Below are 22,550 nucleotides of genomic sequence, written 5' to 3'. Positions count from 1 at the left end.
TAGACGCTAAGGCCGAGTTCAGAAACGGCAAAGCCGCACTAGTACGGGGAGGCTGGTGTACTACCGTGGACGCGCCCTACCGCAGGATCGTCGCCGACATCCGCGACCGCATCGAGGCCGGTGTACTACGTCCCGGCGACCGGGTGCCGTCGGCCCGGGTCATCACCCGCGAGTGGGGCGTCGCCATCGCCACCGCCACCAAGGCGCACGCCGCGCTGCGTGACGAGGGCCTGACCGTGGCCCGGCCCGGCGTCGGCACGGTCGTGGCCGGGCCGGTCCCGCCGCGCGACACCGACCTGAGCCGGGACCGGATCGTGGCCGCGGCCATCGCTCTCGCCGACCGCGACGGGATGGCCGAGCTGTCCATGCGCCGGATCGCCGCCGAGCTGGACGTGGCGACCATGTCCCTCTACCGGCACGTGCCGGGCCGCGACGAGCTGATCGTCGCCATGATCGACGGGGCGCTCGGTGAGCTGCGGGTGCCGGCCCGGCACACCGGCGACTGGCGGGCCGACCTGGCGTCCTGTGCCCGCGCCGTGTGGCAGATCTTCCAGCGGCACCCGTGGCTGGCCCTGTCCATGTCGCTGACCCGGCCGCAGCCGGCGGCCAACGCGCTCCGCCTCGGCGAATGGATCATGAGCACGGTGAAGCCGACCGGACTCGCCGTCACCGACCGGTTCATGGTGCAGGTGCTGCTGTTCAGTTTCGTGCGCGGCGTGGCGAGCGCGCTCGAACCGGAGGCGCAGGCGATGCGGGACACCGGACTGACCGACGACGAGTGGATGGAGCAGCAGGGCGCCGCCTTCGAGCGGTTCGCCGCGCGGCATCCCGCACCGCACTACGAGCAGTTGTTCAGGGGTGGGCCCGACTTCGAGTTCGACCTGGACATCCTCTTCGAGTTCGGGCTGGCCAGGTTCATCGACGGGCTCGGCGTGTGGATCAGCTCCCGAACGTGACGACCACCTTGCCGCGGGCGTGCCGCGACTCCACGGCCGCGTGAGCCGCCACCACCTCCTCGAACACGAACGGCAGCACCGGCAGGGTGATCCCGCCCGCGGCGGCCAGCGCCACCACCTCGGCCAGCCGCTCCGGGGAACGGCCCGCGCGCACCACCCGGGCGCCGTGCTCGGCGGCCGCCTTGTCGTCGACGATCGTGCCGACCCGCTCCGGCGGCACACCCAGCGCGATCGACTGCGCGATCGCCTCGCCGCCTCCGGCGTCCAGGGCCACGGTCGGCTTCAGGCCGGTGGCCCGCACGGCTTCGAGCAGGTCGATTCCGTACGGCACGGGCGTCGCGCCCATGGCCCGCAGCCGGTCGTGGTTGCCGGGACTCGCCGTGCCGATCACGGTGGCCCCGGCCCGGACCGCCAACTGGGTGGCGATCGTCCCGACACTGCCCGCGCCGGCGTGCACCAGCAGCACGTCACCGGCGGTCACGTCGAGTTCCAGCAGGGCGCCGCTCGCCGTCTGCGCCGCGGCGACCAGTCCGGCCGCCTCCGCGAAGGGCAGGCTGTCCGGTTTGGCGACCACGTTCGCGGCCGGGACGGTGAGCAGCTCGGCGACGGCGTTCAGCATGGTCGAGCCGAGGACCGGGTCGCCGGCGCGGACGTTCTCCACCCCGGGGCCGGCGCGCTCGACGACACCGGCGTACTCCTGGCCGATCTGCTGCGGGAACTCGGCCCGCACCCAGGGCATCGCGCCACGGCGTACCGCGACGTCGAACGGTTGGACACCGGCGGCCCGCACCCGGACCAGCACCTCGCCGGGCCCGGGCACCGGATCCGGCAGCTCGGCGACGTGGAGGACCTCGGGCGGACCGAAACGGTCGAAGACGGCAGCTCGCATGAACGAAGCCTGCAAGCTCAACGAGGGTTGAGGTCAAGCGGCAGGCTGGACGGCATGACATCACCGACCGCCATCCTGGGTGAGCGCCTGCTCGGCGCGCTCACCGGCGCCCTCGAACTCTGTACCGTCGAGCTCGGCCGCCGGCTCGGCCTCTACACCGCGCTGCGGGACGGCCCGCGCACCCCGGCCGGGCTCGCCACGGCCGCCGGCATCGACGAACGGTACGCCCGTGAATGGCTGGAACAGCAGGCCGCGGCCGGCTTCCTGAACCTCGGCGACGACGGGTTCGCGCTCGCCCCCGGTGTGGCCGAGGTGCTCCTCGACGAGGACGGGCCGGCGTACGCGGGCGCCGCCGGCGAGTTCGCCCTCGGCATCGCCCTGCTCACCCCACGGGTCGTCGAGGCCTTCCGGACCGGCGCCGGAGTGCCCTACACCGAGTACGGCCACGTGCGCCACGGCATCGCCGGCTTCAACCGCCCGATGTTCACCCATCTTCTCGGCGGCGAGTGGCTGCCCGCCGTGCCCGGCATCGACCGCCGCCTGCGCGACCTGCCCGGCGCCCGGGTGCTCGACCTGGGCTGCGGCATGGGGCACTCGTCGGTGGCCATGGCCCGCGCCTACCCCGCGATCACGGTCCACGGCGTCGACCTGGACGAGCACTCGATCAGCGAGGCCCGGCGGGTCGCGGCCGAGGCCGGGGTCGCCGACCGGGTCGGCTTCAGCACCGGGGACGCGGTCGCCGCCGCGGGCGCCTACGATCTGGTCACCGTGTTCGAGGCGCTGCACGACATGGGCGACCCGGTCGGGGTGCTGCGCAACGCCCGTGAGCTGCTCGCCCCCGGCGGCAGCGTGTTCATCGCCGACGAGCGGGTCGCCGACGAGTTCACCGCGCCGGCCGGGGAGGTGGAGCGGTTGCAGTACGCGTTCAGCGTCCTGCACTGCCTGCCCGCCACCCGGGCCGAGGACCCGGTGCTCGCCAACGGGACGATCCTGCGCACGCCGACCCTGCTCGGCTGGGCACGCGAGGCCGGATTCACCACGCCCGAGGTGCTCGGCATCGAGAACGAGTTCTGGCGCTTCTACCGGCTGCGGTGACCGTCGGCCCGCTCCCCGCGAGGAGTGGTTGACAGACCGCCCGGCGCGGGGCTCGATACGGTAAACGGGTGTCTCAGATCCCGTGGTGGGGACTGCCCCTGGTGGCTGTCGTGTTCGCGCTCGCCGGTGCCGCGGTGGCGCACCTCGTCGCCGCCCGTAACAAGGTGCTGCTGACCCGGGAACGCCGGGACCGGCAGTGGTATGAGGAACGCAAGGACGCCTACTGCCGGTTGCTGGCCGCCTTCGACCGGGCCACCCACAAGCTGCGGGCCGCGTACGAGGCGGGTGAGAAGCCGCCGACCGCGCTGGTGTACGTGGACCAGGTCGGCCCGGCCCTGATGCCGGTGCGGCTGCTCGCCTCCGGCCCGGTGCGCAGCGCGGCCCTCGCCGTCCATCTCCAGCTGGAACGCCTGCACGGGGAGATGAATCCGGCCGCCGTGGTCGGGGTGCACCCGCACACCCACTTCCGTGAGCTGCTGGCGCAGGTTCCGCTGGTCATGCAGCAGTTCGAGGCGGCGGTGCGCGATGAGCTGGGCATCGTGGACACCCCGCCGAAGCCGTCGCCGTCGCTGAACGGGCGGGCGCGGTCGCTCAGCGAGCCAGACCGAGAACGACGCTGAAGACGACCAGTACGACGGCCGCGGCCAGGAACGCCCACAGCAGATGACGGTTGTCCTCTTCCCGAGGGGACGCCGGTAGATCGGCCGTGACCGCGGTCAGATCGCCGTGGGTGCGGCAGGCGAGGGCGCGGTCGACGCGCTCGGTGAATTCATCAAGTGTCAAACGACCTGCGGCCGCATGCTTTTCGAGCATTGCGACGACACGGTACCGTTCCGCGTCGGAGGCCCTGAGGGTTGGGTCAGTCACGGCGACAGGGTAACCTCCGCGAACTTTCCCCCCACCTGAACGGGAGATCGAGATGGCCAACAGTTTGCTGGTGATAGAACGCCTGCTCCGAGACCGGGACGGCATCTGGAACCAGATCAACGAGGAGCGCGACCTCAAGCAGCTCACCGGGCAGATGCTGGTCAGCTCGGCGCTGAGCCTGGCGCTGTACGGCGCGGTCCTCGGCTTCTCCAACGGCGCGGTGCAGGCCGCCGCGTCCTTTGTGAAGCTTCCCCTGCTGTTCCTGGCCACCCTGGCCATCTGCCTGCCGACGCTGTATCTGTTCAATCTGGTCTTCGGGGCCAAGCTGTCGGTGCTCCAGGCGCTCACCCTGATCATGGTGACCATCACGGTGACCGCCGTGCTCACCCTGGCGTTCGCGCCGATCAGCCTGTTCTTCCTGATCACGGCCCAGAGCTACGCGTTCTTCAAGCTGCTCAACGTCGGGATCCTGATGCTGACCGCGATGGTCGGGCTGCGCTTCCTGACCGCCGGCATGCGGGCCCTCAACGAGCACCAGGAGGCCAAGGCGCTGGCCGCCAAGCGGGCCGCGCAGGCGCCGGTGGTCGCCGTGACCGCCGAACCGGCCGTGGACACCGCCGACAAGAACGGCGCCGTGCTCACCGCCCCGGCGCCGGTGAAGACGCAGGTGCAGATCCCCGATTTCGGCTCGCGTCCCCCGGCCGCCACCGACGGCTCGACCAGCATGACCCTGCTCTACATCTGGATCCTGCTGTTCGGCTTCGTCGGCACCCAGCTCGCCTGGACGCTGCGGCCCTTCTTCGGCAGCCCGGGCAAGGACTTCCAGCTCTTCCGCAGCATCGGCGGCACCTTCTACGCCGACGTCTTCGACACGATCGGCCGCCTGCTGGGCGGCTGAGCCCGGCGATCGGAGAGATCTGGCTGCAAATGTTTGCATCGGGCAGGATCGAAACGTGACCGATCAACGTGCTCCCCTCGATCCTGTCTCCGCCGCCATCGTCGACAGCGGTCTCGTCGCCGTCCTCCGGGCCCCGACCGCCGACGGGTTCGCCGCCGTCGCCGATGTGCTGGTCGCCGCCGGCATCACCGCCCTCGAGGTCACCCTCACCTCGCAGGGTGCCCTCGAGGCGATCTCCGGCCTGTGCCGGCAACTGCCGGCCACCGTGATGGTCGGCGCGGGCACCGTTCTCACCGACGACGACGCGAAGGCCGCGGTCGACGCCGGCGCGACCTTCCTGGTCGCGCCGGTCAGCGGCCTCGGCCCGCAGTCCGTCCCGTTCTACCCGGGCACGTTCAGCCCCACCGAGATCCACGCCGCGTTCCAGGCGGGCGCCCCGCTGATCAAGCTGTTCCCGGCCGGTGGCCTCGGCCCCGGCTACCTCAAGGACGTGCGCGGCCCGCTGCCCGGCGTGCGGATCATGCCGACCGGCGGGATCGGGCTCGACGACATCGCCAAGTGGCTCACGGCCGGCGCCGTCGCGGTCGGCCTCGGCGGCCCGCTGATCGGCGACGCCGCCACCGGTGGCAGCCTCACCGCCCTGGCCGCCCGCGCCCGCCACGCGGTGGACGCCGTCGCCTTCGCCCGCTCATGACCGGCGGGCTCCTCACCCTCGGTGAGTCGATGGGCATCTTCGTGGCCGACGGGATCGGCCCGCTGGAGCACGCCCGCGGCTTCACCCTCGGTGTCGCCGGCGCGGAGAGCAACGTTGCCATCGGCGTGGCCCGCCTCGGCGGTTCCGCGACCTGGCTGGGCCGTCTCGGCCCGGACGCGACCGGCGCTCTCGTCGCCGCCCGCCTCCGGGCATCGGGGGTCCGCGTGCTGGCCGTCCCCGGCGAGGCGCACACCGGCCTGATGATCCGCTACCGCAGGTCCGGCGAGTTCATCCAGGCCGACTACCACCGGGCCGGCAGTGCGGGCTCCCGCCTGGCCCCGGTCGACATCCCGCGCGACGAGGTGGCCGCGGCCGGGATTCTGCACGTCACCGGCATCACTCCGGCGCTGAGCGACACCGCCCGGGCGGCCGTCTTCCACGCCGTCGAGGAGGCCCGCGCGGCCGGCGTCCCGGTGTCGGTGGACGTCAACTACCGCGGCAAGCTGTGGTCGGAGTCCGATGCCGCCCCGGTGCTGCGCGACCTGGTGAGCCGGGCCGACGTGGTGTTCGCCGGCCCGGACGAGGCGGCCCTCGTCGTGGGCTCCGCCGACCCGGTGGACGGTCTGGCGAAGCTCGGGCCGTCCGAGGTGATCGTCAAGGACGGGGCACGCGGCTGCACGGCCTCGATCGCCGGGGAGCGGTTCGACGTCCCGGCGCTGCGGGTGACGGCGATCGACCCGGTCGGGGCCGGTGACGCGTTCGTGGCCGGCTATCTGGCCGACCGGCTGGCCGGGGCGGATCCCGCCCGGCGGCTGCACACCGCGATCGCCTCGGGCGCCTTCGCGGTCACCGTCCCGGGCGACTGCGAGGGCCTGCCGAACCGTGCCGAACTGGCCGCGCTGAACGGAAGTGACATCGTGCGGTGATTAGCCCGCGGGTGGGTGGGTAGGAGATGAACAACGGCGAATTCATCGATTTGAGGAGGCCGTGATGCAACCTACGCCGTTCACCCCGTGGGCCTGGCGTGAGCCGTCGGCACTGGGCAACGACCCGGTGACCGTGGAGAGCGCCGAAGAAACCGGGCGGGCCGGCGTGGACCTGGTCGGGTACCGCGTCGAGGCGACCGATGGTCACATCGGATCGATCGACAAGGCCAGCTACGACGTCGGTGACGCGTTCCTCGTGGTCGACACCGGACCGTGGATCTTCGGACGGAAGGTTCTCCTCCCGGCCGGCACGGTGCAGACCTTCGATCACACCGAGCGGAAGGTCTACGTGGACCGTACGAAGGAGCAGATCAAGGACTCCCCGGAGTACGACAAGGAGACCTTCGAGACGCCGGAGTACCGCCGGCAGGTCGGTGACTACTACACCGGTAGTTACCGCGACTTCCCGTACTGATCGCCGCGATCCGCCGCCCCGCCCGTAACCCCCACGGGCGGGGCGGCGTCCGTCCGCTCCAGGAATTCCGCCAGCCGCGCCGACCCGGTCAGCATGGCCCGGCCGCGGGCGGTGAGCCGCTCCCGCCACTGCTCGATCGACGCGGCCAGCGGCCCCGGACCGCCCGCCGCGCGGACCTGCTCGATCACGGTCGCGATGTGATCCAGCAGGTACCCACCGCGGCGCAGCAGGTGTGCCAGTTCGGCGTCGCGGACGTCGTCGGGGGAGTAGACGCGGGCACCCTTCGACCGCTCCGGGGTGAGGATCCCGGCCCGCTCCCATTTGCGCAGCGTGGCCGGGGTGAGGCCGAGCCGGTGGGCGAGCACGCCGACGGGGAGCGGCCGGTCCGCGGACGGCCCGGCCGGAGCCTCGACCAGGGCCGCGGCGACAGCGGCCACGGTGTCCCGGTCGCGGCGCGACTGCACGTGTGCGGCGTCGATCAGCGCCAGAGCGGCGTCGACGTCGTCCCGCAGCACCGCCCGCATGATCTCGCCGGCCGTGGCGTGGCCATACCCGGGAATCAGTCCCAGGTAGGCGGCCAGCGCACCCACATGATCGCCGGTGTAGATCCGGTACCCGCTCGGCGTGCGGCCGGCCGGCGGGATCACTCCGGCCCGTTCGTAGTTGCGGATCGCCTGCGCGGACAGCCCGTGTGCCCGCGCCAGATCCACCGGCCGGTGAACCCCGTTTTGAGACTTCAGCGCACTCTCTCCAGGTAGATCGAAGGAAAGTTTCAACCGCTGGTTCAACGATACGGTTGAGGTCATGGCTTTCGACACCGAGCTCCAGTCCCTGATCTCCGGGCGCCGGCCGCAGCTGCTCGCGCTCGGCGAGCCTTACCACGCCGAACCGGCCTTCCCGCGCCTGCGCAACCGGATCCTCGAGACGCTCGCCGGGCACGGGTTCCGGTCCATCGCGATCGAGTCGGACCGGGCCGCCGGGCTCGCGGTCGACGACTACGTGCGCGGCCGCCGCGACGACCTCGACCTGAGCACCGGCATCAGCCACGGCTGGGGCGACCACCCGGCGACCCGCGAACTCATCGACTGGCTGCGCGCCCACAACGGGAAGCTGCCGCCGCACGAGCGCGTCGCCTTCCACGGTTTCGACGCCCCGACCGAGATCGAGGCCGCCCCCAGCCCCGGAAAATACCTTCGTGAGCTGCGCGAATACCTCGGCGTCCCGGCGCCCGACCTCGATCGCCTGATCGGCGACGACGCCCGCTGGACCGCGCCGGAGATCATGTACGACGCGGCGCGATCACCCGGCGGGTCACCGGAGGCCGCCGCGCTTCGCGGCATCGCCGAGGACTTCAAGACTCTCCTGTACGCCCACGCGCCCCGCCTCGTCGCGGACACCTCCCCGGCCGCCTGGCACCGGGCGAAGGTGCTCGCCACCACGGCCGTCGGCCTGCTCACCTACCACGCGGCGATGGCAGTGCCCGGCACCCAGTCGGAGCGGATCGGCCGCCTGCTCGGGGCGCGTGACGCGATCATGGCGCAGAACCTGCTCGACATCCTCGCCGTCGAACACGACCGCGGCCCGGTGCTGGTCGCCGCCCACAACACCCACCTCCAGCGCGGCCCGAGCCGATGGGAGACCCACTGGGAGGGCGTCGACCACGCCGCCGAGTGGGCCGGCGCCGGCTCGATCGTCTCGGCGCTGCTCGGCGACCGGTACGTCTTCGTCGCCGGCAGCCTCGGCGCCAGCGCCCCGGCCGGGCTCGGGCGACCGGAGACCGGCACCTACGAGGAACGACTCGGCGCCGAGACCGCGCTGCTCCCACCGCCGGCCGGCGAGGACCTGCGGGAGCGGCGGACCGACCTGCTCGGCCACTTCCCGCTGTCCACCGGGATCGTCGAGGCGAGCGACGCGATCCTGCACATCGGTCACGGGCCCGGCGCGGCCGTCGCCGCCCGGATCAGCGGGATGCCCGGCGTGACCGAGACCCGGATCGAACCCGGCTCCGAGATGCCATCCTTCACCTGGGGTGACCGGTTCTTCTTCGCGGGCGAGGACCGGATGCGGCCGTTCGCCACGATCGTCCACGCCGACGTGCCCGACTTCGACGAACGGTCCCGGCTCTCCGGGGACGGCCGTCACCGGCTCAACATCGAGGTCGGGCGGGACGAGTTCCGCACCCTGTTCGGCTACGGCCCGGAGGAGTTCGCCGCACACAGCGAGAAGATCGACTTCGCGGAGGCGGACACGCTGATCCCACATCCGGCCTACGCCGTGCAGGGCTGGGTCAGCGTCGTCGACCCCGGCCCGGCCACCGCCGACGAGGTGGAACGCCTGGTCGGCCGGGCCCGCGCGCGGTCCGCCGCCCGCGAGCGGCGCCGGGGCGGGGAGTCCTAGGCGCGGGAGCGCAGGCGGCGCAGCATGCGGGCGTCGGCGAAGCCGACGGCACGGGCCGCGGACTCGGCCGTCGCGCCGTGGCCGATCAGGTACTCGGCTCGCTCCACGCGGAGCAGCTGCTGGTAGCGGAGCGGGGTACGCCCGGTCGCCGAGGTGAACAGGCGGGTCAGGGTGCGTTCGCTGACGCCCGCGACGGCGGCCAGGTCGGCCAGGGGCAGCGCAGCGGCGAAGTCGGCGTCGATGCGGTCCTGCACCCGGTGGACCACGTCGCTCAGGTGGGCCCGGTGGCGCAGCATCGCGCTGTGCTGGCGTTCGTCGCCGTTGCGGCGGCCGTACACCACCATCTCGCGGGCGACCCGGGCCGCGACCGCCGGGCCGTGGCGCTGGGCGACCAGGTGCAGGGCCAGGTCGATGCCGCTGGCGATGCCGGCCGAGGTGACCACCCGGTCGTCGCAGACGTACAGGACGTCGCGCACCACGGTGGCCGCCGGATAGCGGCGGGCCAGCCGGTCCTGGAGGCCGTGGTGGGTGGTGCAGCGGCGCCCGTCGAGCAGGCCGGCCCGGCCGAGCGCGTCGGCGCCGGCGCAGACGCTGGCCACCGTGCCGCCGCGGGCGTGGTGCTCGGCGATCCGGGACAGTGTCGGGGCGGCGAACCAGCCGTGACCGTCACGCCAGCCGGGCACCAGCAGGAGATCATCGGCGGTCAGGCCGGGCCAGGTGAGGTCGGCGCCGAGCGGCACACCCTGCCAGGTCGGCACGGGAGTCTCCTCGGCCACGTAGCGGAGCCGGTAGCCCGGCGCGGTGGAGAACACCTGCGCCGGGCCGGCCAGGTCGAGCAGGTGCACCTGCGGCGTCAGGACGAACAGCACCGTGCTCACGATCCGGTCACTCCCCGATGATCTCCGCGACGGTCCGGACGGTGGCGAAACGGCCGGCCAGCGCGTACTCGGTGCGGGTCACCACGTCCTCCGCGGACAGCGTACGCGGGTCGGCCAGTAGTTCCTCGACGCCTCGCTCGGCGGGGGCGTCGCGGTGCGGGATCGGGAAGGTGGCGGTGGCGTCGATCGCGAACGTCACCTCGTACCCGAGATCGGAGGCGACCCGCGCGGTGGTCTCCACGCACTGTTCGGTGCGCAGCCCGCAGACCGTGACCGAGCGGACCCCGGCCACGGTGAGCAGGTGTTGCAGGTTGGTCGTGGTGAACGCGTTGTGCACGGTCTTGGTGAGTACCGGCTCATCGGCGGCGGGCGCGAGGTCGTCGACGACCCGCACGTAGCCGCTCTCCGGATCGAAGACGCCACCCGTTCCCGGTTCGGCGTGGATCACCCAGATCACCCGGTCACCGGCGGCCCGGGCGGCGTCCACGAGCTGCCCGGCCTTCTTCACCACATCGGGGTTGCTCACCGTCGCCCACAGCGGCCGGGCACGGAACGATTCCTGAACGTCGATCACGACGAGCGCGTTGGTCATACCCCGATCCAACGCCGCCGGCACCCCGCGCGGCAGACACCATCTCGCCCCAGGCCGGAACGATCCGGTCAACAACAAATGCGACGGTACGGTCCTGGGGAGAAACACCGGCGGCGAAGGGCCGGCCAGGCGTCCGGTCCAGGCCGTCGTCCGCCCCCGGGCGTTCCTGCCAAAGACCCCAAAACAACCACCCACAAGCCAAAGCCAAAACAAGCTCCCGCTCCCGCTCCCGCTCCCGCTCCCGCTCCCGCTCCCCCTTCCGCGCCCGCGATCTTGGACGTTTTCCCACCGCTGGGGGTGGCTGATCGTCCAAGATCGCGCCGGGCGGGCGGTGCCAGCCGCTACCCCCGCCGTGCATGCGCGATCTTGGACGATCCACCACCGTTGAGGGTGGCCGATCGTCCAAGATCGCGCATGCTGGGGTGGTGCCAGCCGCAGTGGGTCGGGCGCGTGAGCGGCGTTACGGCAGTGAGGCGCGCGATGGGTGCCTGGCGTGCCTCAGAGTGCGGGGTCGCGGTGGGTGAGAGGCGTCTCGGCCGTGCGGTGTTGCGGGCGTGCAGGGGTCGCGGTGGATGGGGTGTTGTGGATGGGCAGGGGTCGCGGTGGATGGGGTGTTGTGGCTGGGCAGGGGTCGGGGTGGGTCAGAGGGACTGTGGCTGGGCGGGGTCGGGGTGGGTGACGAGGGGACGGGACGCCGTGGGTGAGACGGACTGTGGCTGGACGGGGGACGTGGTGGGTGAGAGGTGTGGGGTCGCGGTGGGTGAGGGGGACGGGGGCGCCGTGGGGTGAGAGGGACTGTGGGTGGGCGGCGGCGTGGTGGGTGGGAGGGGCGGCGGCCTGTGGGGCGGGCGGTTGTGGAGGGTGACCGACCGCTCAAGCCCGGCGGGCGCGGCACGGGCCTGAGTTGCAGCGGGTCGCGGTGATGCCACGGGACTCGGCACGTCCGTACGAAATGGAAATGGGAGAGGCCGGACCCGTCTGGCACCGGGTCCGGCCGTCTCACCGGTGGCTCCGCGCTGCTCACGCCGGGGGAAAGCGCTGGGGGAGCGCTTCGGCGTGGCGGCCGCGGGAGCCGTTTCCTACTTGTAGGTGATGTTCGAGGTGGTGAACTTGCAGTAGGTGCCGTCGCCGCCGGTGCTGCCCTTGTAGGTGGCCAGCTTGGTGGGTTCGGCGCCGGTGTTGTTGCCCTTGTAGGTGACGCAGATGGAGATCTTCTTGCTGCTGTCACCGGTGATGGTGATGCCGGAGAAGGTCGCCGTGTCGCCGTAGTTCGAGTTGATGCCGACGAGGCTCGATCCCGGGTAGGTGACGGCCACGTTCTTCACGACGACGGCCCGCTTGTACTGGGTCTTGCAGTTGCCGCAGGAACGGTACAGCTTGCCGAAATCGCTGACCGCGAAACCGCTGATCGTCAGGGTGCCGCCGCCATTGTGCTGGAACACCTTGTCGTCGGCGCCCTTCGCGCCGCCGCCGGTGACCGTGTACTTGGCGCTGGAGCCGCCCTTGAACGTGGCGGCGTCCTCGCCCACGTTCTCCCACCACACGTTGGAGATGGTGCAGGAGCCGAGGCAGTGCACGCCGTCCGCGGCCGGGGAGCCGATGATGACGTTCTTCAGGGTGGCGCCGTCGGCCAGGATGAAGAGCGGGTCCTGGCCTTCGTCCTGGTCACCGGTGCCGAGTGCGCCGCTGCCGTAGTAGCGCTTCAGGCCGCCGTCCAGGGTGCCGGACACCGACTTGCTGGCGGTGAGCGCGACCGAGCCGGTGGCGGACGGCCACGTCGCGGCCGAGGCGCCCTGCGTGTAGACCACGGCGCCGAGCCCCAGTCCGAGGGCGGCGATCGCCACCACACCGGCCCGCCACCGCTTCCGCAGATTGTTGAACACGCGAAGCCTTTCGTCGGGGAATCGCTCCCCGGGGAATGGGAGCGCGACCATCCTGAATGGCTGGAGCGTGCATTGTCAACTGCCGGGAATCAATTAAGTAACCGTCTATAAATGCGAATACAGAATTGCTTCCTACTGTCTAAGTGTGCGAAAAGCCCGGAAAGGTTGCCGGTAATTTTAGGCAACAGTGCGGTCACTTGACGTCGATGTCGGTGTCGTCCGCGACGTCTCCGACCGGCACCACCAGCACGTCGTGGGCGCGCAGATAGTCCCGGGCGCCCCGGTCGCCGACCGCGCTCGCCGCCACCCCGGCCCAGTGGTCGCGCCCGAGCAGCACCGGATGCCCGCGACGGTCACCGTAGCCACCCTGGGCCAGGGCGGACGGCGACGCGTGTGCCAGCACCCGCCGGACCGCCTCGGCGCTGACCCCGGGCATGTCCACGAGCAGCACCACGGCGGCCGTCGCATCGGTTTCCGCCAGAACCCCGAGCCCGGTCCGCAGCGAGGAGCCCATCCCGGACTCCCAATCCGGATTGACCACCGTCGAAGGCAGGTCCGGTGCGGCCGCCCGGACCTCGTCGGCGGCCGCACCGAGCACCACCAGGACCCGGTCGCAGCCGGCCGCCCGCAGCACCCCGGCGGCGTGCTGCACGAGCAGCCGGTCGCCGTGGTGGACCAGGGCCTTGGGCATGCCGTACCGGCGGCCGGCGCCGGCCGCCAGCAGCAGACCGGCGATCACCGGGGCAGCACCAGGCCACGGACCGCGGCCAGCGGCAGCGCGGTCCGCGGATGGTAGGCGGCCCGCCACAGTCCACCGTGTGCCGCGCCGGCCGCCTCGTCCTGCCAGGCCGCCGGGGAGGCCGCCCGCGGTTTGCGGAGCTGGTGCACCAGCAGCAGCGCCATGAGCCGGCTCGCGGTGGCCGGTTCGAACGTCTCCACGTCGAAGAGGTGCGCTCCGGCGTACGCGGCGGCCAGCAGACGGTTCTGGAGCACCGACCGGGTACGGGTGGGCGGCGCCACCGCGAAGCTCACCACCCCGTCCCGCCGGGTCACTGTGGCCCGCCAGCGGTGGATGCGCTTGGCGAGCGCGTAGTTCGGTCCCTGCTGCGGGACCAGGCTGTCGTTGAGGCCGGGGGCCACGTCGCACGGGTAGTTGGGGCGCAGCAGACGGCCACCGGAGAGGGCGGCGGTCGCACGGGCGCGGCGGGACCGGGCGGCGTACCGCTCGCGGGCGTGGGTGACGGCGGCGGCCGGGACCGCGTAGACGTCGGTCGGGGTGGCCAGGAAGGCGAGCGCGGTGTCCGGCCGGTGGTGCCGCAGGTGGGTGCCGAGCGCGTCGACGGCGGCGGCCAGCAGCGGGTACGCCGAGCCCGGCGCGTACACGTAGTTGCCGAGGACGAGCCGCCCGTCGATGCCGAGCAGCCACTGCGCCACCGCTGCCAGGTCCCGGAGCAGGTCGGCCCCGGGGGTGGGGCCGGCGGCCGGGGCGAGCAGCCGCCCGGCGCTCTGCGCGGCGACCCCCTCGACCCGCTCCCACAGGTGCGGGCGGGGCAGGTCGACGGCGACGACGGTGCCGCCCCAGCCGAGCACCGAGGCGACCGGGCCCATCTCGGTGCCGGCGCCGAGCGCGACCAGGGTCTGGTCGCTGAGGTCCAGCCAGTCCGGGGAGCCGGCCACCTCGCGGACCGCCTCGGCGCACGAGTCCTCGATGACGCCGGCGGCCACCCACGCGTCCAGCCGTCGCCGCAGCCCGTCGCCGCGCAGCAGCTCACCCCGGTACGGCAGGACCACCTCCCGCTCCGGCTCGCCGGAGCCCTTCACCTCGACCGTGTCCAGGGGCCGGTCCGGCGTCGCCAGCAGCGCCTGGGCCAGGGTGAAGTCGCCGTCGTCGCGGCGGTACCGGACGCGGGCCTGCACCGACGCCAGCCCGGCCTCGGCGATCTCGTAGCCGACCGACCCGTCGGCGGCCAGACCGGTCTCCACGAGGGCCCGGAAGTGCCGGAGGTAGCCGCGCCGCCAGTCGCTCTCCCGCTCGGCGGCCGCGGCGGCCGCCGGGTCGACATGGCGCAGGGCGTCGGCGACGACGGACCGGCCGAACGCGATGCTGCTGCGCCGTCCGCTCTCGTCCGCGGGGAAGTCGGTCAGGCCAGGGCTGTGATCCACCGCGCCAGTATTACCGCCTCCTACCCCGGTAGGAGAAGGGCTCCGACCAGCGGCCATCACAGCGACCGCCGGTCGGGCGATCCGGGCCGTTCCCGGGACGAGCCTGAGGACATGACCACCGTCGATTCGCTCGTGCGCAGCCCGGCCCGCTGGAACCGGCCGCTGCTCTGGCTCACCGCGGCCGCCGCGGTGCTGGCTCTCGTCTCGGCCGTCGGGATCGTCGCCGACGACCGGATCCTCACCGGTGTGCCGATCTGGCTGAAGCCGTTCAAGTTCGCCGTCTCGTTCGTCCTCTACGCCTGGACGCTGGCCTGGATGCTGGCGATCCTGCCCCGCCGCAGCCGCGCGGCCGAATGGTCCGGGATCGTCATCGTCGGCGTCGCGGTGGTGGAGCTCGCGATCATCGTGACCCAGGTGGCCCGCGGCACGACCAGCCACTACAACGTGGCGACACCGTTCGACGCGATCCTCTGGTCGGCGATGGGCACCTCGATCATGGTGCTGTTCCTCGCCCAGGTGGTGATCGGGGTGGTGACGCTGCGGCAACGGATCCCGGACCGGGTGGCCGCCTACGCGATCCGGCTGGGCCTGGCCGTCTCACTGCTCGGCATGGGGCTCGGCTTCCTGATGACCTCGCAGGTGACCGACGGCGGCGCGATCGGGGCGCACTCGGTCGGTGTCGAGGACGGCGGGCCGGGCATGCCGATCACCGGCTGGAGCACCGTCGGTGGCGACCTGCGCATCAGCCACTTCGTCGGGCTGCACGCCCTCCAGGCGCTGCCGCTGCTGGCCTACGCGATGGGACGGTGGACCGGCTGGGTGCCGCGCGCGCGGGCCCGCCTCATGCTGATCATCGGGTGCGCGTACGCCGTACTCGTGCTGTTGTTGACCTGGCAGGCGCTGCGGGCGCAACCGCTGCTGCAACCGGATGGTCTCACCCTGGCCGCGCTGGCCGCCCTCGCCGCGGTGACCACCGTGGCGAGCATCGCCGTGGTCCGGAGGACGACGTGACCGAGTTGCTGTTCGACCTGACGTTCCTGCTGGCCGCGCCGTTCTGGGCACTGATGGTCCTGCTGCCGCGATGGTCGTGGACGCACCGGATCGTGCGGAGCCCGCTGATCGTCCTGCCGATCGTGGCGATCTACGCGGTGCTGGTCGTGCCGAACTTCGGAGAGGTGTGGGCCGGGGTCAGCGACCCGACCCTGAGCGGGGTGCGTGAACTGCTCGGTTCCGCGGACGGCGCGGCCGCCGGCTGGGCCCACATGATCGCCTTCGACCTGTTCGTCGGCCGGTGGTCCTACCTGGACAGCCGGGAGCGTGGCGTGCCGGCGCTGGTGATGACGCCGATCCTGCTGCTCACCATCATGCTCGGGCCGCTCGGGCTGGCCGCCTACCTCGCGGTGCGCCAGCAGTGGCCGCAGCGCCTAGGCTGATCGGCATGGGCTGGGCGGGTCGGCTGTTCAACGTTCGCGACACACTGCCGCGGATGATCCTGCTGGAGCTCAGCGGCCTGTCCTACCTGCTGGTGTCCTGCCGGACGGAGACTCCGCCGACCGGTCCGCAGTGGGCGCTGGCGATCGCCGCGTTCGCGCTCGGCCTGCTGCTGCACAACCGGCAGCCGGTCAACCTGACGGTGCAGACCGCGCTGTTCGCGGTGGCGCTGAGCATTCTCGACGACGCGACGATCAACCAGGTCGGCACCGCGTGGGCGCTCGGCGAGCTGGCCTTCTGGGCGCCGCGGTTCGCCCTCGTCGGGGTGGGCGCCGGGGCGGTCGCCGCCGTCTACCTGATCTTCGGGCTGCCCGGGTCGGGCGACTCGGTGACCGAGGCGATCGTCGGCCTGGCCATCAACCTGGGCCTGCCGGTGCTGCTCGGCACGGTCGGGCGGACCAACCAGCAGCTGGCCGTGCAGGCGATGCGCCGGGCCGAGTCGGAGCAGCGGGCCGCCCGCGCCGACGAGCGCAGCGCCATCGCCCGGGAGCTGCACGACGTGGTCGCCCATCACGTCGCGTCGATGGTGCTGCGGGTCGGGGTGGCGCGCCACGTGCTGCCCGGGATCGGCCCGGAGACGGCCGCCGTCTTCGACGACGTCCATCGGACCGGGACCGCGGCCTTGGCGGATCTGCGTCGGCTGGTCGCGGTGCTGCGAGACCCCGATGGCGTACGGGGAGACGCCGCCCTGACCGCGATCGAACCGTCCGCCCTGCCCGCCGCGCTGGACGGCGCCGTGGAGACGGCCCGCCGGGCCGGGGTGATCGTGGAGGCCGAGATCGACCCGGCGGTCGGCGGCCTGGACGCGGTCCGCGGTCTCGCCGTGCTCCGGCTCACCCAGGAGGCGCTCACCAACGTCGCCAAGCACGCCGGCCCGTCGGCCACCGCCCGGCTGCGGGTGTCGGTGTCCGGCGCCGACGTGGACTGGGAGGTCGCCGACGACGGTGGCGCCCGGATCGCGCGGCCGGAGACGCCGCCCGGCGGTGGGCACGGGCTGACCGGGATGCGGGAGCGGGTCGAGGTGCTCGGCGGCGTGCTGACGGCCGGGCCGTCCGGGCACGGCTGGCGGGTGGGTACGGTGCTGCCCGGGGAGGCGTCATGATCCGGGTGTTGCTCGTGGACGATCAGCGGCTGGTCCGGGCCGGGCTGCGGATGCTGTGCGACGCGGCGGACGGCATCGAGGTGGTCGGCGAGGCCGGGGACGGCCGGCAAGCGGTCGAGCTGGCCGCCCGCCTGCTGCCCGACGTGATCGTCATGGACCTGCGCATGCCCGGCGTCGACGGGATCACCGCCACCAGCCGGATCATCGGCGCCCGGCCTGCGGCCCGGGTCCTGGTGCTGACCACCTTCGGCGACGACGACCACCTCTACCCGGCTCTCCAGGCCGGGGCCTGCGGTTTCCTGCTCAAGGACGCCCCGCCGGACGAGCTGCTGAACGGGATCCGGCAGGTGGCCGCGGGGGAGAGCCCGTTCAGCGGGGAAGTGCTGCGGCGGCTGGTGCGGCGCGCGGTCGACGCCCGCCCGGAGGCGCCCCGCCCCCGGGCGGCCGGGCTGACCGCCCGCGAGGAGGAGGTGCTCGGCCTGGTCGGCGAGGGTCTGAGCAACGCCGAGATCGCCGAGCGCATGCACATCGGGGTGACCACGGTGAAGACCCACATCACCGCGCTGATGACCAAGACCGGGAGCCCGAACCGGGTGCGCCTGGCGCTGCTCGCCCACCGGTCCTGAGCGGTCACCAGTCCAGCGCGGCCGCGTACTTCTGTGCGATCACGGCGGACTCGGCCAGGTCGGCCTCCAGCACCGGCAGGCCCGGCCGAACCACGATGGCGCCGAGCTCGACCAGCAGCTGTCGCAGGATCGCCTCGGCCGCGGCGGCCTGCGGCGCGACGCCCGCGGTCACCACCGGGACGCTCAGCTTCCCGGCCAGCGCCTGCGCCGGCAGTCGGTCGAGCAGCACCTTGAGCACTCCGGTGTAGCTGCCCTTGTAGGTGGGTGTCGCGACGACCAGGAGGTTCGCCTCGGTGATCACCGCGAGTGCCGCCTTCGTCGCCTCGTCGCCCGGGGTGAGCAGGCCGGTGCCGAGCGAGCCGACCTCGATCACGTGCGGCTCGGGTGACCCGAGCCGCCCGGCGATCGCCTCGCCGACCGCGATGGCCAATGTGGACGTCCGGGACCCGGCCCGCGGGTTGCCGGAGATCACCACGATTCCAGACATGTCGGTGCGCCTCTCAGGGGGATGGGTTCCGGCGTGGGAGCGGTAGGCATCGCACTTCTCCCACTGCTCCCACATACTCTAGGGTTTCAATAGGAAATTCGCACTATCGCGCCGGCGCCGGACGGCGAAGCGGAGATCAGTCAGGCAGTGATCTTGTGGCGAGGGATAAGGGTGTGCTGATCCCTGGGGGTATGACGCCGGACACCGCGGGGGGTATACCTATCTAGCAGATAGGAAATGTATCCTTACGCTGCGCCACCCGCACTCGGGGGGCGTTCCCCTGGGAAGGAGCCCGTCGTGTCCGCTCTCGCCGTTGCCCATCCGAACAGCACGTATTCCCGCCCGGTCCTGCTCCGCCCGGTGCCCGACCCGCCGCCGGAGGCCGGCGCCGACGAGCCGGTGACCGTGACGATCAGCATCGCGGGCGGTGCCGGTGGCCGGGAGCGGGTGCTCGCCGCGCTGCGGGAGCTGGTGCACGCGGCCTCCGCGGTGGAGGTGGACGAGCCGGTCGCCGTGCCCGCCGCCGGGCTCCGGCTCGACCCCCTCGCCCGGACCGCGTTCCGTGGCGGCCGCCCGCTCGAGCTCAGCCGCCTGGAGTACGACCTGCTGCTCTTCCTGGCCCGGCACCCCCGTCAGGTGTTCAGCCGTGCTCAGTTGCTGACCCACGTCTGGGGTCACCGGCACACCACCAACCGCACGGTCGACGTGCACGTCAGCCGGCTGCGCACCAAGCTCGACGACCCGGAGCTGATCACCACGGTGTACGGCCTGGGCTACCGCCTCGCCGACGACGCCGGGATCACCGTCGTCGACCACGGGTGACGCCGGTGTGTCGATGTTGGTGCCGTGCCGGTCAGCGACGTTCATCCCGAAAGGGTTATAGGCCCACGGTATGACGCGATCGTTTTACCTGGTCAGAGTGCCGTTGACCGGCAATCGGTGATCGTTCACATGTCTTGCAATTAGATAGATCAATTTAAATACTTGCGAGCACGGGCGCGCCGGACCGGCGTGCCACCCCCGTTCCCCCAGGGAGGAACCGTGCTCAACCCCAAGCTGCGCCGGCCGATCGTCGGCCTGGCCGCGGGCATCCTCGTCGCCAGTGGACTCGCCGCCTCACCCGCGACGGCCGCCCCGGTTGCCGGTGACCCGTCCTTCGCCCCCTCCGCACTCGCCTCCGGCCTCGACGCCCGTCTGGGCGCCCGCGACGCCGGCTCATACATCGACGCCTCCGGCAAGATCGTGGTCAACGTGACCGACGCGGCGACCGCCGCCGAGGTGACCGCGGCCGGCGCGACCGCCCGCTACGTGGCCCGCAGCGGCGCCACCCTGGCGGCCGCCGACGAGAGCCTGAAGGTCAACCTCAAGACCCCCGGTACGGCGTTCGCCATCGACCCGGTCAGCAACCAGGTCATCGTCAGCGTCGACGAGACGGTTACCGGCGCCAAGCTGGCCGCCGTCCAGGCCACCGTCGCGAAGCTCGGTGACGCCGCCCGCATCGAGTCCGTCCCGGGCAAGATGACCATCAAGATCTCCGGTGGCGACGCCATCTACTCCGGCGGCGGCCGCTGCTCGCTCGGCTTCAACGTGCGCAACAGCGCCGGCACGTACTACTTCCTCACCGCCGGCCACTGCACCCGCGGCACGTCGTCCTGGAACAACGGCTCGGCGACGCTCGGCACCACCGCCGGCAGCAGCTTCCCCGGCAACGACTACGGCATCGTCCGCTACACCAACACGACGATCACCAAGACCGGCGGCGTCGGCACCTCGGTCGACATCACCTCGGCGGCCACCCCGGCCGTCGGCGCCACCGTCTACCGCCGCGGCTCCACCACCGGCACCCGCTCCGGCCGGGTCACCGCGCTCAACAGCACAGTGAACTACGCCGAGGGGTCGGTGTCCGGGCTCATCCGCACCACCGTCTGCGCGCAGCCCGGTGACAGCGGCGGCTCGCTGTACTCCGGCACCACCGCGCACGGTCTCACCTCCGGTGGCAGTGGCAACTGCACCAGCGGTGGCGTGACCTACTTCCAGCCGGTGGTCGAGGCCCTCAGCGCGTACGGGGTCTCGGTCTTCTGATCCCACGGCCCGGTGTGAAGCGACCGTTCGCTCTCCGAACAGAGCCGGGCCGGAACGGGCGCCCGCCCCCGATCACCTGATCGGGGGCGGGTGTCATGTATCACAATCTATGGATGACCACAGTCGACAACAACCGCAAGGTGGACCGGGGCGACCGGGCGCCGGGCTGTCCGATGCGGGCCGGCGCCGACGGCGTCTGGCACATCCAGGACTACCCCACGGCCCGGGCGTTCCTGCGGCACACCGACACCCGGCAGGCGGGGCTCGGCATCGAGAACGCGCTGCGTCACGCCGGCCGGATGCGGCTTCCGATGCTCTACCGGGACGGGCCGGAACACCGGGAACAGCGCCGGCAGACCGCCCGGTACTTCACCCCGAAACGGGTCGAGACGGCGTACCGGGATCTGATGCACCGTCTCGCCGACCAGCAGTGCGAGGTGCTGCGGCGGCGCGGCGCCGCCGACCTGTCGGCGCTCTCCTTCCAGCTCGCCGTCGCCGTCGCCGCCGAGGTCGTCGGCCTCACCGAGAGCCCGCCCGGGATGCCCCAGCGGCTCGACCGGTTCTTCGCCATCCCGGACCCGAACGCGCGCGGGCTGTCCGCCGTCCGGCAGAAGGCCTTCAACAACTTCGTCCTGATGTCGTTCCTCTGGCGCGACGTCCGCCCGGCCGTCGCCGCCCGCCGCAGGTCCCGCCGCGACGACCTCATCTCGCACCTGATCGACGAGGGCTGCAACACCGCCGAGATCCTCGGTGAGTGCGTCACCTTCGCGGCCGCCGGCATGGTCACCACCCGCGAGTTCATCACCGTCGCGGCCTGGCACCTGCTCACCGACGAGACGCTGCGTGAGCGCTACACCACCGGCGACCAGAACGAGCGGGCCGCGATCCTGCACGAGATCCTCCGGCTCGAACCGGTGGTCGCCGACCTGCTGCGGTGGACCACGGCCGACGTCGAGGTCGGCGGCGTCACCATCCCGTCCGGGGCGCGCGTCGACGTCGGCGTGGCCGCGGCGAATCTGGACGCCACCGAGGCCGGTGAGCAGCCGGGCGCGGTGTGCCCGGGACGGCAGATCGGGGCTGGTCTCTCCTTCGGCGACGGCGCCCACAAGTGCCCCGGCGCCCACATCGCCATCCAGGAGACCGACATCTTCCTCAGCAGGCTCTTCGCCATGCCGGGCCTGCGGATGATCCAGGAGCCGACCGTGACGATCCGCCCGGACATCGCCTCCTACGAGCTGAAAGGAATGATCCTGGCGGTGTAGACCGGTCCCTAGGCGTCGTGGGCCCGCTCCTCGCCGCGGCGGCGCAGCATCTTGAGGCCGGGCAGCCCGGCGATGGCGAGGTGCAGGTCCTCGGTCACCTCGAGCAGCTTGTGCAGGTCCGGCCCGACCTGGTCGAGCTTGCCGAGCAGCGGCATCACGTCGTGGACCAGGTGCCGCTGGAGGGCCGGGAACTCGTCGATCATCCGGATCGCGGCGGTCACCTCGTCCGGCGTCAGCTCGGCGACGAAATGGGCGGCCAGCGGGGCGGCGTCGCGCAGCGTGGGGGAGTAGTCGCCGACGAGCACCTCGACCTCGCCCGCGACGGACTTCGCCCGGGTCGCGATGGCGCTGACCTCGCCGAGGGCGGTGGCCGCGTCGCCGACCACCACGCCCGCTGCCTCGGCGGTCACCGACACCCGCCGGATCAGGTCGCCGGCGGTGGTCGCGACCGCCGCCGCCTCGTCCACGGCCAGGGTCGCCGCGGTGGTGAGAGCCCGCGCCTCGGCCACCGTCTGCTCGGCCGCGGCGGCCACCGCGGTCACCCGCTTGATCAGGTCCTCGGCCTGGGCGACGGCCAGGGTCATCCGGTTGATCAACAGCTCGGTCTGGCCGATCAGCCCGATCGCCCGCACCGGGATGGTCGCGGCCGTGGCAGCTGTCTCGATCACTTTGCCGGCGGCTATCACGGTCACCTGGAGAACGGAGGACACGAGAGAGGGCATGCCTCCATTGTGCGCCGCGGGCGCACCCGCCGAGCGGTGACGGAACGTGCCGGTAGGGAAGCCGA

Annotated in this window: 25 protein-coding genes; 15 read left to right on the top strand and 10 right to left on the bottom strand. The window is 72.3% G+C overall.

What is annotated here, in order from left to right:
• Window positions 1-65 precede the first annotated feature (65 nt).
• Window positions 66-956, top strand: coding sequence for a TetR/AcrR family transcriptional regulator C-terminal domain-containing protein (locus IEZ13_RS01280; protein WP_183215778.1), 891 nt, complete (start codon window positions 66-68; stop codon window positions 954-956).
• On the opposite strand, the gene IEZ13_RS01275 is transcribed toward IEZ13_RS01280, so the two are convergent.
• Complete coding sequence (locus tag IEZ13_RS01275; protein WP_183215776.1) at window positions 940-1,845, bottom strand: NADP-dependent oxidoreductase; 906 nt, start codon at window positions 1,843-1,845, stop codon at window positions 940-942. The genes IEZ13_RS01280 and IEZ13_RS01275 overlap by 17 nt on opposite strands.
• Window positions 1,846-1,899: 54 nt before the next feature.
• Between IEZ13_RS01275 and IEZ13_RS01270 the strand changes: the two genes are divergently transcribed.
• Both IEZ13_RS01270 and IEZ13_RS01265 read left to right on the top strand, forming a co-directional pair.
• Window positions 1,900-2,940 carry an SAM-dependent methyltransferase gene (locus IEZ13_RS01270; protein ID WP_183215774.1) on the top strand — a complete coding sequence of 347 codons (1,041 nt, stop codon included), beginning with the start codon at window positions 1,900-1,902 and terminating at the stop codon, window positions 2,938-2,940.
• Between the two features lie 68 nt (window positions 2,941-3,008).
• Window positions 3,009-3,560 carry a hypothetical protein gene (locus IEZ13_RS01265; RefSeq protein ID WP_183215772.1) on the top strand — a complete coding sequence of 184 codons (552 nt, stop codon included), beginning with the start codon at window positions 3,009-3,011 and terminating at the stop codon, window positions 3,558-3,560.
• Here IEZ13_RS01265 and IEZ13_RS01260 read toward each other — a convergent pair.
• Window positions 3,532-3,807, bottom strand: a complete 276-nt coding sequence (locus IEZ13_RS01260) for a DUF1707 SHOCT-like domain-containing protein (protein ID WP_229794393.1) — start codon at window positions 3,805-3,807, stop codon at window positions 3,532-3,534. The genes IEZ13_RS01265 and IEZ13_RS01260 overlap by 29 nt on opposite strands.
• A gap of 52 nt (window positions 3,808-3,859) precedes the next feature.
• Between IEZ13_RS01260 and IEZ13_RS01255 the strand changes: the two genes are divergently transcribed.
• The 4 genes from IEZ13_RS01255 to IEZ13_RS01240 all read left to right on the top strand — a co-directional run bounded on the left by IEZ13_RS01255 (window position 3,860) and on the right by IEZ13_RS01240 (window position 6,800).
• The gene (locus IEZ13_RS01255; protein ID WP_183215769.1) at window positions 3,860-4,705 is read left to right on the top strand and encodes a hypothetical protein; all 846 of its coding nucleotides are present in this window, start codon (window positions 3,860-3,862) and stop codon (window positions 4,703-4,705) included.
• A 55-nt stretch (window positions 4,706-4,760) separates the two neighbouring features.
• Entirely contained in the window at window positions 4,761-5,399 is a 639-nt protein-coding gene (locus IEZ13_RS01250; protein ID WP_183215767.1) for a bifunctional 4-hydroxy-2-oxoglutarate aldolase/2-dehydro-3-deoxy-phosphogluconate aldolase, read from the top strand.
• Complete coding sequence (locus IEZ13_RS01245) at window positions 5,396-6,325, top strand: sugar kinase (protein ID WP_183215765.1); 930 nt, start codon at window positions 5,396-5,398, stop codon at window positions 6,323-6,325. Before IEZ13_RS01250 ends, IEZ13_RS01245 begins: the two co-directional genes overlap by 4 nt.
• A gap of 64 nt (window positions 6,326-6,389) precedes the next feature.
• Window positions 6,390-6,800 carry a PRC-barrel domain-containing protein gene (locus IEZ13_RS01240; protein ID WP_183215763.1) on the top strand — a complete coding sequence of 137 codons (411 nt, stop codon included), beginning with the start codon at window positions 6,390-6,392 and terminating at the stop codon, window positions 6,798-6,800.
• On the opposite strand, the gene IEZ13_RS01235 is transcribed toward IEZ13_RS01240, so the two are convergent.
• Window positions 6,779-7,540, bottom strand: coding sequence for a TioE family transcriptional regulator (locus IEZ13_RS01235; RefSeq protein ID WP_229794447.1), 762 nt, complete (start codon window positions 7,538-7,540; stop codon window positions 6,779-6,781). The genes IEZ13_RS01240 and IEZ13_RS01235 overlap by 22 nt on opposite strands.
• Before the next feature lie 64 nt (window positions 7,541-7,604).
• On the opposite strand from IEZ13_RS01235, the gene IEZ13_RS01230 reads away from it, so the two are divergent.
• On the top strand, window positions 7,605-9,197 hold the full coding sequence (locus IEZ13_RS01230) for a DUF6194 family protein (protein WP_183215760.1): 1,593 nt from the start codon (window positions 7,605-7,607) through the stop codon (window positions 9,195-9,197).
• Here the strand turns inward: IEZ13_RS01230 and IEZ13_RS01225 are convergent.
• The 5 genes from IEZ13_RS01225 to IEZ13_RS01205 form a co-directional block, all read right to left on the bottom strand.
• Window positions 9,194-10,075, bottom strand: coding sequence for a GlxA family transcriptional regulator (locus tag IEZ13_RS01225; RefSeq protein WP_183215758.1), 882 nt, complete (start codon window positions 10,073-10,075; stop codon window positions 9,194-9,196). The two genes, IEZ13_RS01230 and IEZ13_RS01225, sit on opposite strands and share 4 nt — an antisense overlap.
• Window positions 10,076-10,082: 7 nt before the next feature.
• A complete protein-coding gene (locus IEZ13_RS01220) occupies window positions 10,083-10,667 on the bottom strand; it encodes an isochorismatase family protein (protein ID WP_183215756.1) in 585 nt (194 codons plus the stop codon).
• A 1,079-nt stretch (window positions 10,668-11,746) separates the two neighbouring features.
• Complete coding sequence (locus IEZ13_RS01215; RefSeq protein ID WP_229794392.1) at window positions 11,747-12,550, bottom strand: pectate lyase; 804 nt, start codon at window positions 12,548-12,550, stop codon at window positions 11,747-11,749.
• Window positions 12,551-12,743: 193 nt separating this feature from the next.
• Complete coding sequence (locus IEZ13_RS01210) at window positions 12,744-13,289, bottom strand: nucleotidyltransferase family protein (RefSeq protein WP_268240062.1); 546 nt, start codon at window positions 13,287-13,289, stop codon at window positions 12,744-12,746.
• Entirely contained in the window at window positions 13,286-14,713 is a 1,428-nt protein-coding gene (locus IEZ13_RS01205; protein WP_229794391.1) for a hypothetical protein, read from the bottom strand. The genes IEZ13_RS01210 and IEZ13_RS01205 overlap by 4 nt, the downstream gene beginning before the upstream one ends.
• Window positions 14,714-14,824: 111 nt before the next feature.
• On the opposite strand from IEZ13_RS01205, the gene IEZ13_RS01200 reads away from it, so the two are divergent.
• From IEZ13_RS01200 to IEZ13_RS01185, 4 genes are read left to right on the top strand one after another with little or no spacing between them, the layout of a single operon-like run.
• A complete protein-coding gene (locus IEZ13_RS01200) occupies window positions 14,825-15,724 on the top strand; it encodes a hypothetical protein (protein ID WP_183215752.1) in 900 nt (299 codons plus the stop codon).
• Window positions 15,721-16,146 (top strand): ABA4-like family protein, encoded by a 426-nt coding sequence (locus IEZ13_RS01195; protein ID WP_183215751.1) that lies wholly within the window; start codon window positions 15,721-15,723, stop codon window positions 16,144-16,146. Before IEZ13_RS01200 ends, IEZ13_RS01195 begins: the two co-directional genes overlap by 4 nt.
• Before the next feature lie 5 nt (window positions 16,147-16,151).
• Complete coding sequence (locus IEZ13_RS01190) at window positions 16,152-17,306, top strand: sensor histidine kinase (RefSeq protein WP_183215749.1); 1,155 nt, start codon at window positions 16,152-16,154, stop codon at window positions 17,304-17,306.
• Window positions 17,303-17,932: a response regulator transcription factor gene (locus IEZ13_RS01185; RefSeq protein WP_183215747.1), complete on the top strand. Its 630-nt coding sequence runs from the start codon at window positions 17,303-17,305 to the stop codon at window positions 17,930-17,932. Before IEZ13_RS01190 ends, IEZ13_RS01185 begins: the two co-directional genes overlap by 4 nt.
• 4 nt (window positions 17,933-17,936) lie before the next feature.
• Here IEZ13_RS01185 and IEZ13_RS01180 read toward each other — a convergent pair whose 3' ends face one another.
• Window positions 17,937-18,419 carry an NADPH-dependent FMN reductase gene (locus tag IEZ13_RS01180; protein ID WP_183215745.1) on the bottom strand — a complete coding sequence of 161 codons (483 nt, stop codon included), beginning with the start codon at window positions 18,417-18,419 and terminating at the stop codon, window positions 17,937-17,939.
• A 297-nt stretch (window positions 18,420-18,716) separates the two neighbouring features.
• Here IEZ13_RS01180 and IEZ13_RS01175 point away from each other — a divergent pair, with 297 nt between their 5' ends.
• The 3 genes from IEZ13_RS01175 (at window position 18,717) to IEZ13_RS01165 (ending at window position 21,763) form a co-directional block, all read left to right on the top strand.
• On the top strand, window positions 18,717-19,241 hold the full coding sequence (locus IEZ13_RS01175) for a winged helix-turn-helix domain-containing protein (protein WP_183215744.1): 525 nt from the start codon (window positions 18,717-18,719) through the stop codon (window positions 19,239-19,241).
• Window positions 19,242-19,460: 219 nt separating this feature from the next.
• Window positions 19,461-20,501, top strand: coding sequence for a S1 family peptidase (locus IEZ13_RS01170; RefSeq protein WP_183215743.1), 1,041 nt, complete (start codon window positions 19,461-19,463; stop codon window positions 20,499-20,501).
• 113 nt (window positions 20,502-20,614) lie between these two features.
• Window positions 20,615-21,763 (top strand): cytochrome P450, encoded by a 1,149-nt coding sequence (locus IEZ13_RS01165; protein ID WP_203833618.1) that lies wholly within the window; start codon window positions 20,615-20,617, stop codon window positions 21,761-21,763.
• Window positions 21,764-21,771: 8 nt separating this feature from the next.
• Here the strand turns inward: IEZ13_RS01165 and IEZ13_RS01160 are convergent, their stop codons facing one another.
• A complete protein-coding gene (locus IEZ13_RS01160) occupies window positions 21,772-22,485 on the bottom strand; it encodes a hypothetical protein (RefSeq protein WP_183215742.1) in 714 nt (237 codons plus the stop codon).
• Between the last annotated feature and the right edge of the window lie 65 nt (window positions 22,486-22,550).

Source organism: Actinoplanes campanulatus, assembly GCF_014647795.1.
Lineage (GTDB): Bacteria > Actinomycetota > Actinomycetes > Mycobacteriales > Micromonosporaceae > Actinoplanes > Actinoplanes campanulatus.
Note: the sequence above shows the minus strand (reverse complement) of the source record. Positions and strands in the feature narration are given on the sequence as shown.

What these genes read in the sequence shown, in the direction of transcription:
- IEZ13_RS01275 (WP_183215776.1), bottom strand. Translation starts at nt 1,845, where the DNA reads ATGCGAGCTGCCGTCTTCGACCGTTTCGGTCCGCCCGAGGTCCTCCAC.
- IEZ13_RS01270 (WP_183215774.1), top strand. Translation starts at nt 1,900, where the DNA reads ATGACATCACCGACCGCCATCCTGGGTGAGCGCCTGCTCGGCGCGCTC.
- IEZ13_RS01255 (WP_183215769.1), top strand. Translation starts at nt 3,860, where the DNA reads ATGGCCAACAGTTTGCTGGTGATAGAACGCCTGCTCCGAGACCGGGAC.
- IEZ13_RS01245 (WP_183215765.1), top strand. Translation starts at nt 5,396, where the DNA reads ATGACCGGCGGGCTCCTCACCCTCGGTGAGTCGATGGGCATCTTCGTG.
- IEZ13_RS01240 (WP_183215763.1), top strand. Translation starts at nt 6,390, where the DNA reads ATGCAACCTACGCCGTTCACCCCGTGGGCCTGGCGTGAGCCGTCGGCA.
- IEZ13_RS01230 (WP_183215760.1), top strand. Translation starts at nt 7,605, where the DNA reads ATGGCTTTCGACACCGAGCTCCAGTCCCTGATCTCCGGGCGCCGGCCG.
- IEZ13_RS01220 (WP_183215756.1), bottom strand. Translation starts at nt 10,667, where the DNA reads ATGACCAACGCGCTCGTCGTGATCGACGTTCAGGAATCGTTCCGTGCC.
- IEZ13_RS01200 (WP_183215752.1), top strand. Translation starts at nt 14,825, where the DNA reads ATGACCACCGTCGATTCGCTCGTGCGCAGCCCGGCCCGCTGGAACCGG.
- IEZ13_RS01190 (WP_183215749.1), top strand. Translation starts at nt 16,152, where the DNA reads ATGGGCTGGGCGGGTCGGCTGTTCAACGTTCGCGACACACTGCCGCGG.
- IEZ13_RS01185 (WP_183215747.1), top strand. Translation starts at nt 17,303, where the DNA reads ATGATCCGGGTGTTGCTCGTGGACGATCAGCGGCTGGTCCGGGCCGGG.
- IEZ13_RS01180 (WP_183215745.1), bottom strand. Translation starts at nt 18,419, where the DNA reads ATGTCTGGAATCGTGGTGATCTCCGGCAACCCGCGGGCCGGGTCCCGG.
- IEZ13_RS01165 (WP_203833618.1), top strand. Translation starts at nt 20,615, where the DNA reads ATGACCACAGTCGACAACAACCGCAAGGTGGACCGGGGCGACCGGGCG.
- IEZ13_RS01160 (WP_183215742.1), bottom strand. Translation starts at nt 22,485, where the DNA reads ATGCCCTCTCTCGTGTCCTCCGTTCTCCAGGTGACCGTGATAGCCGCC.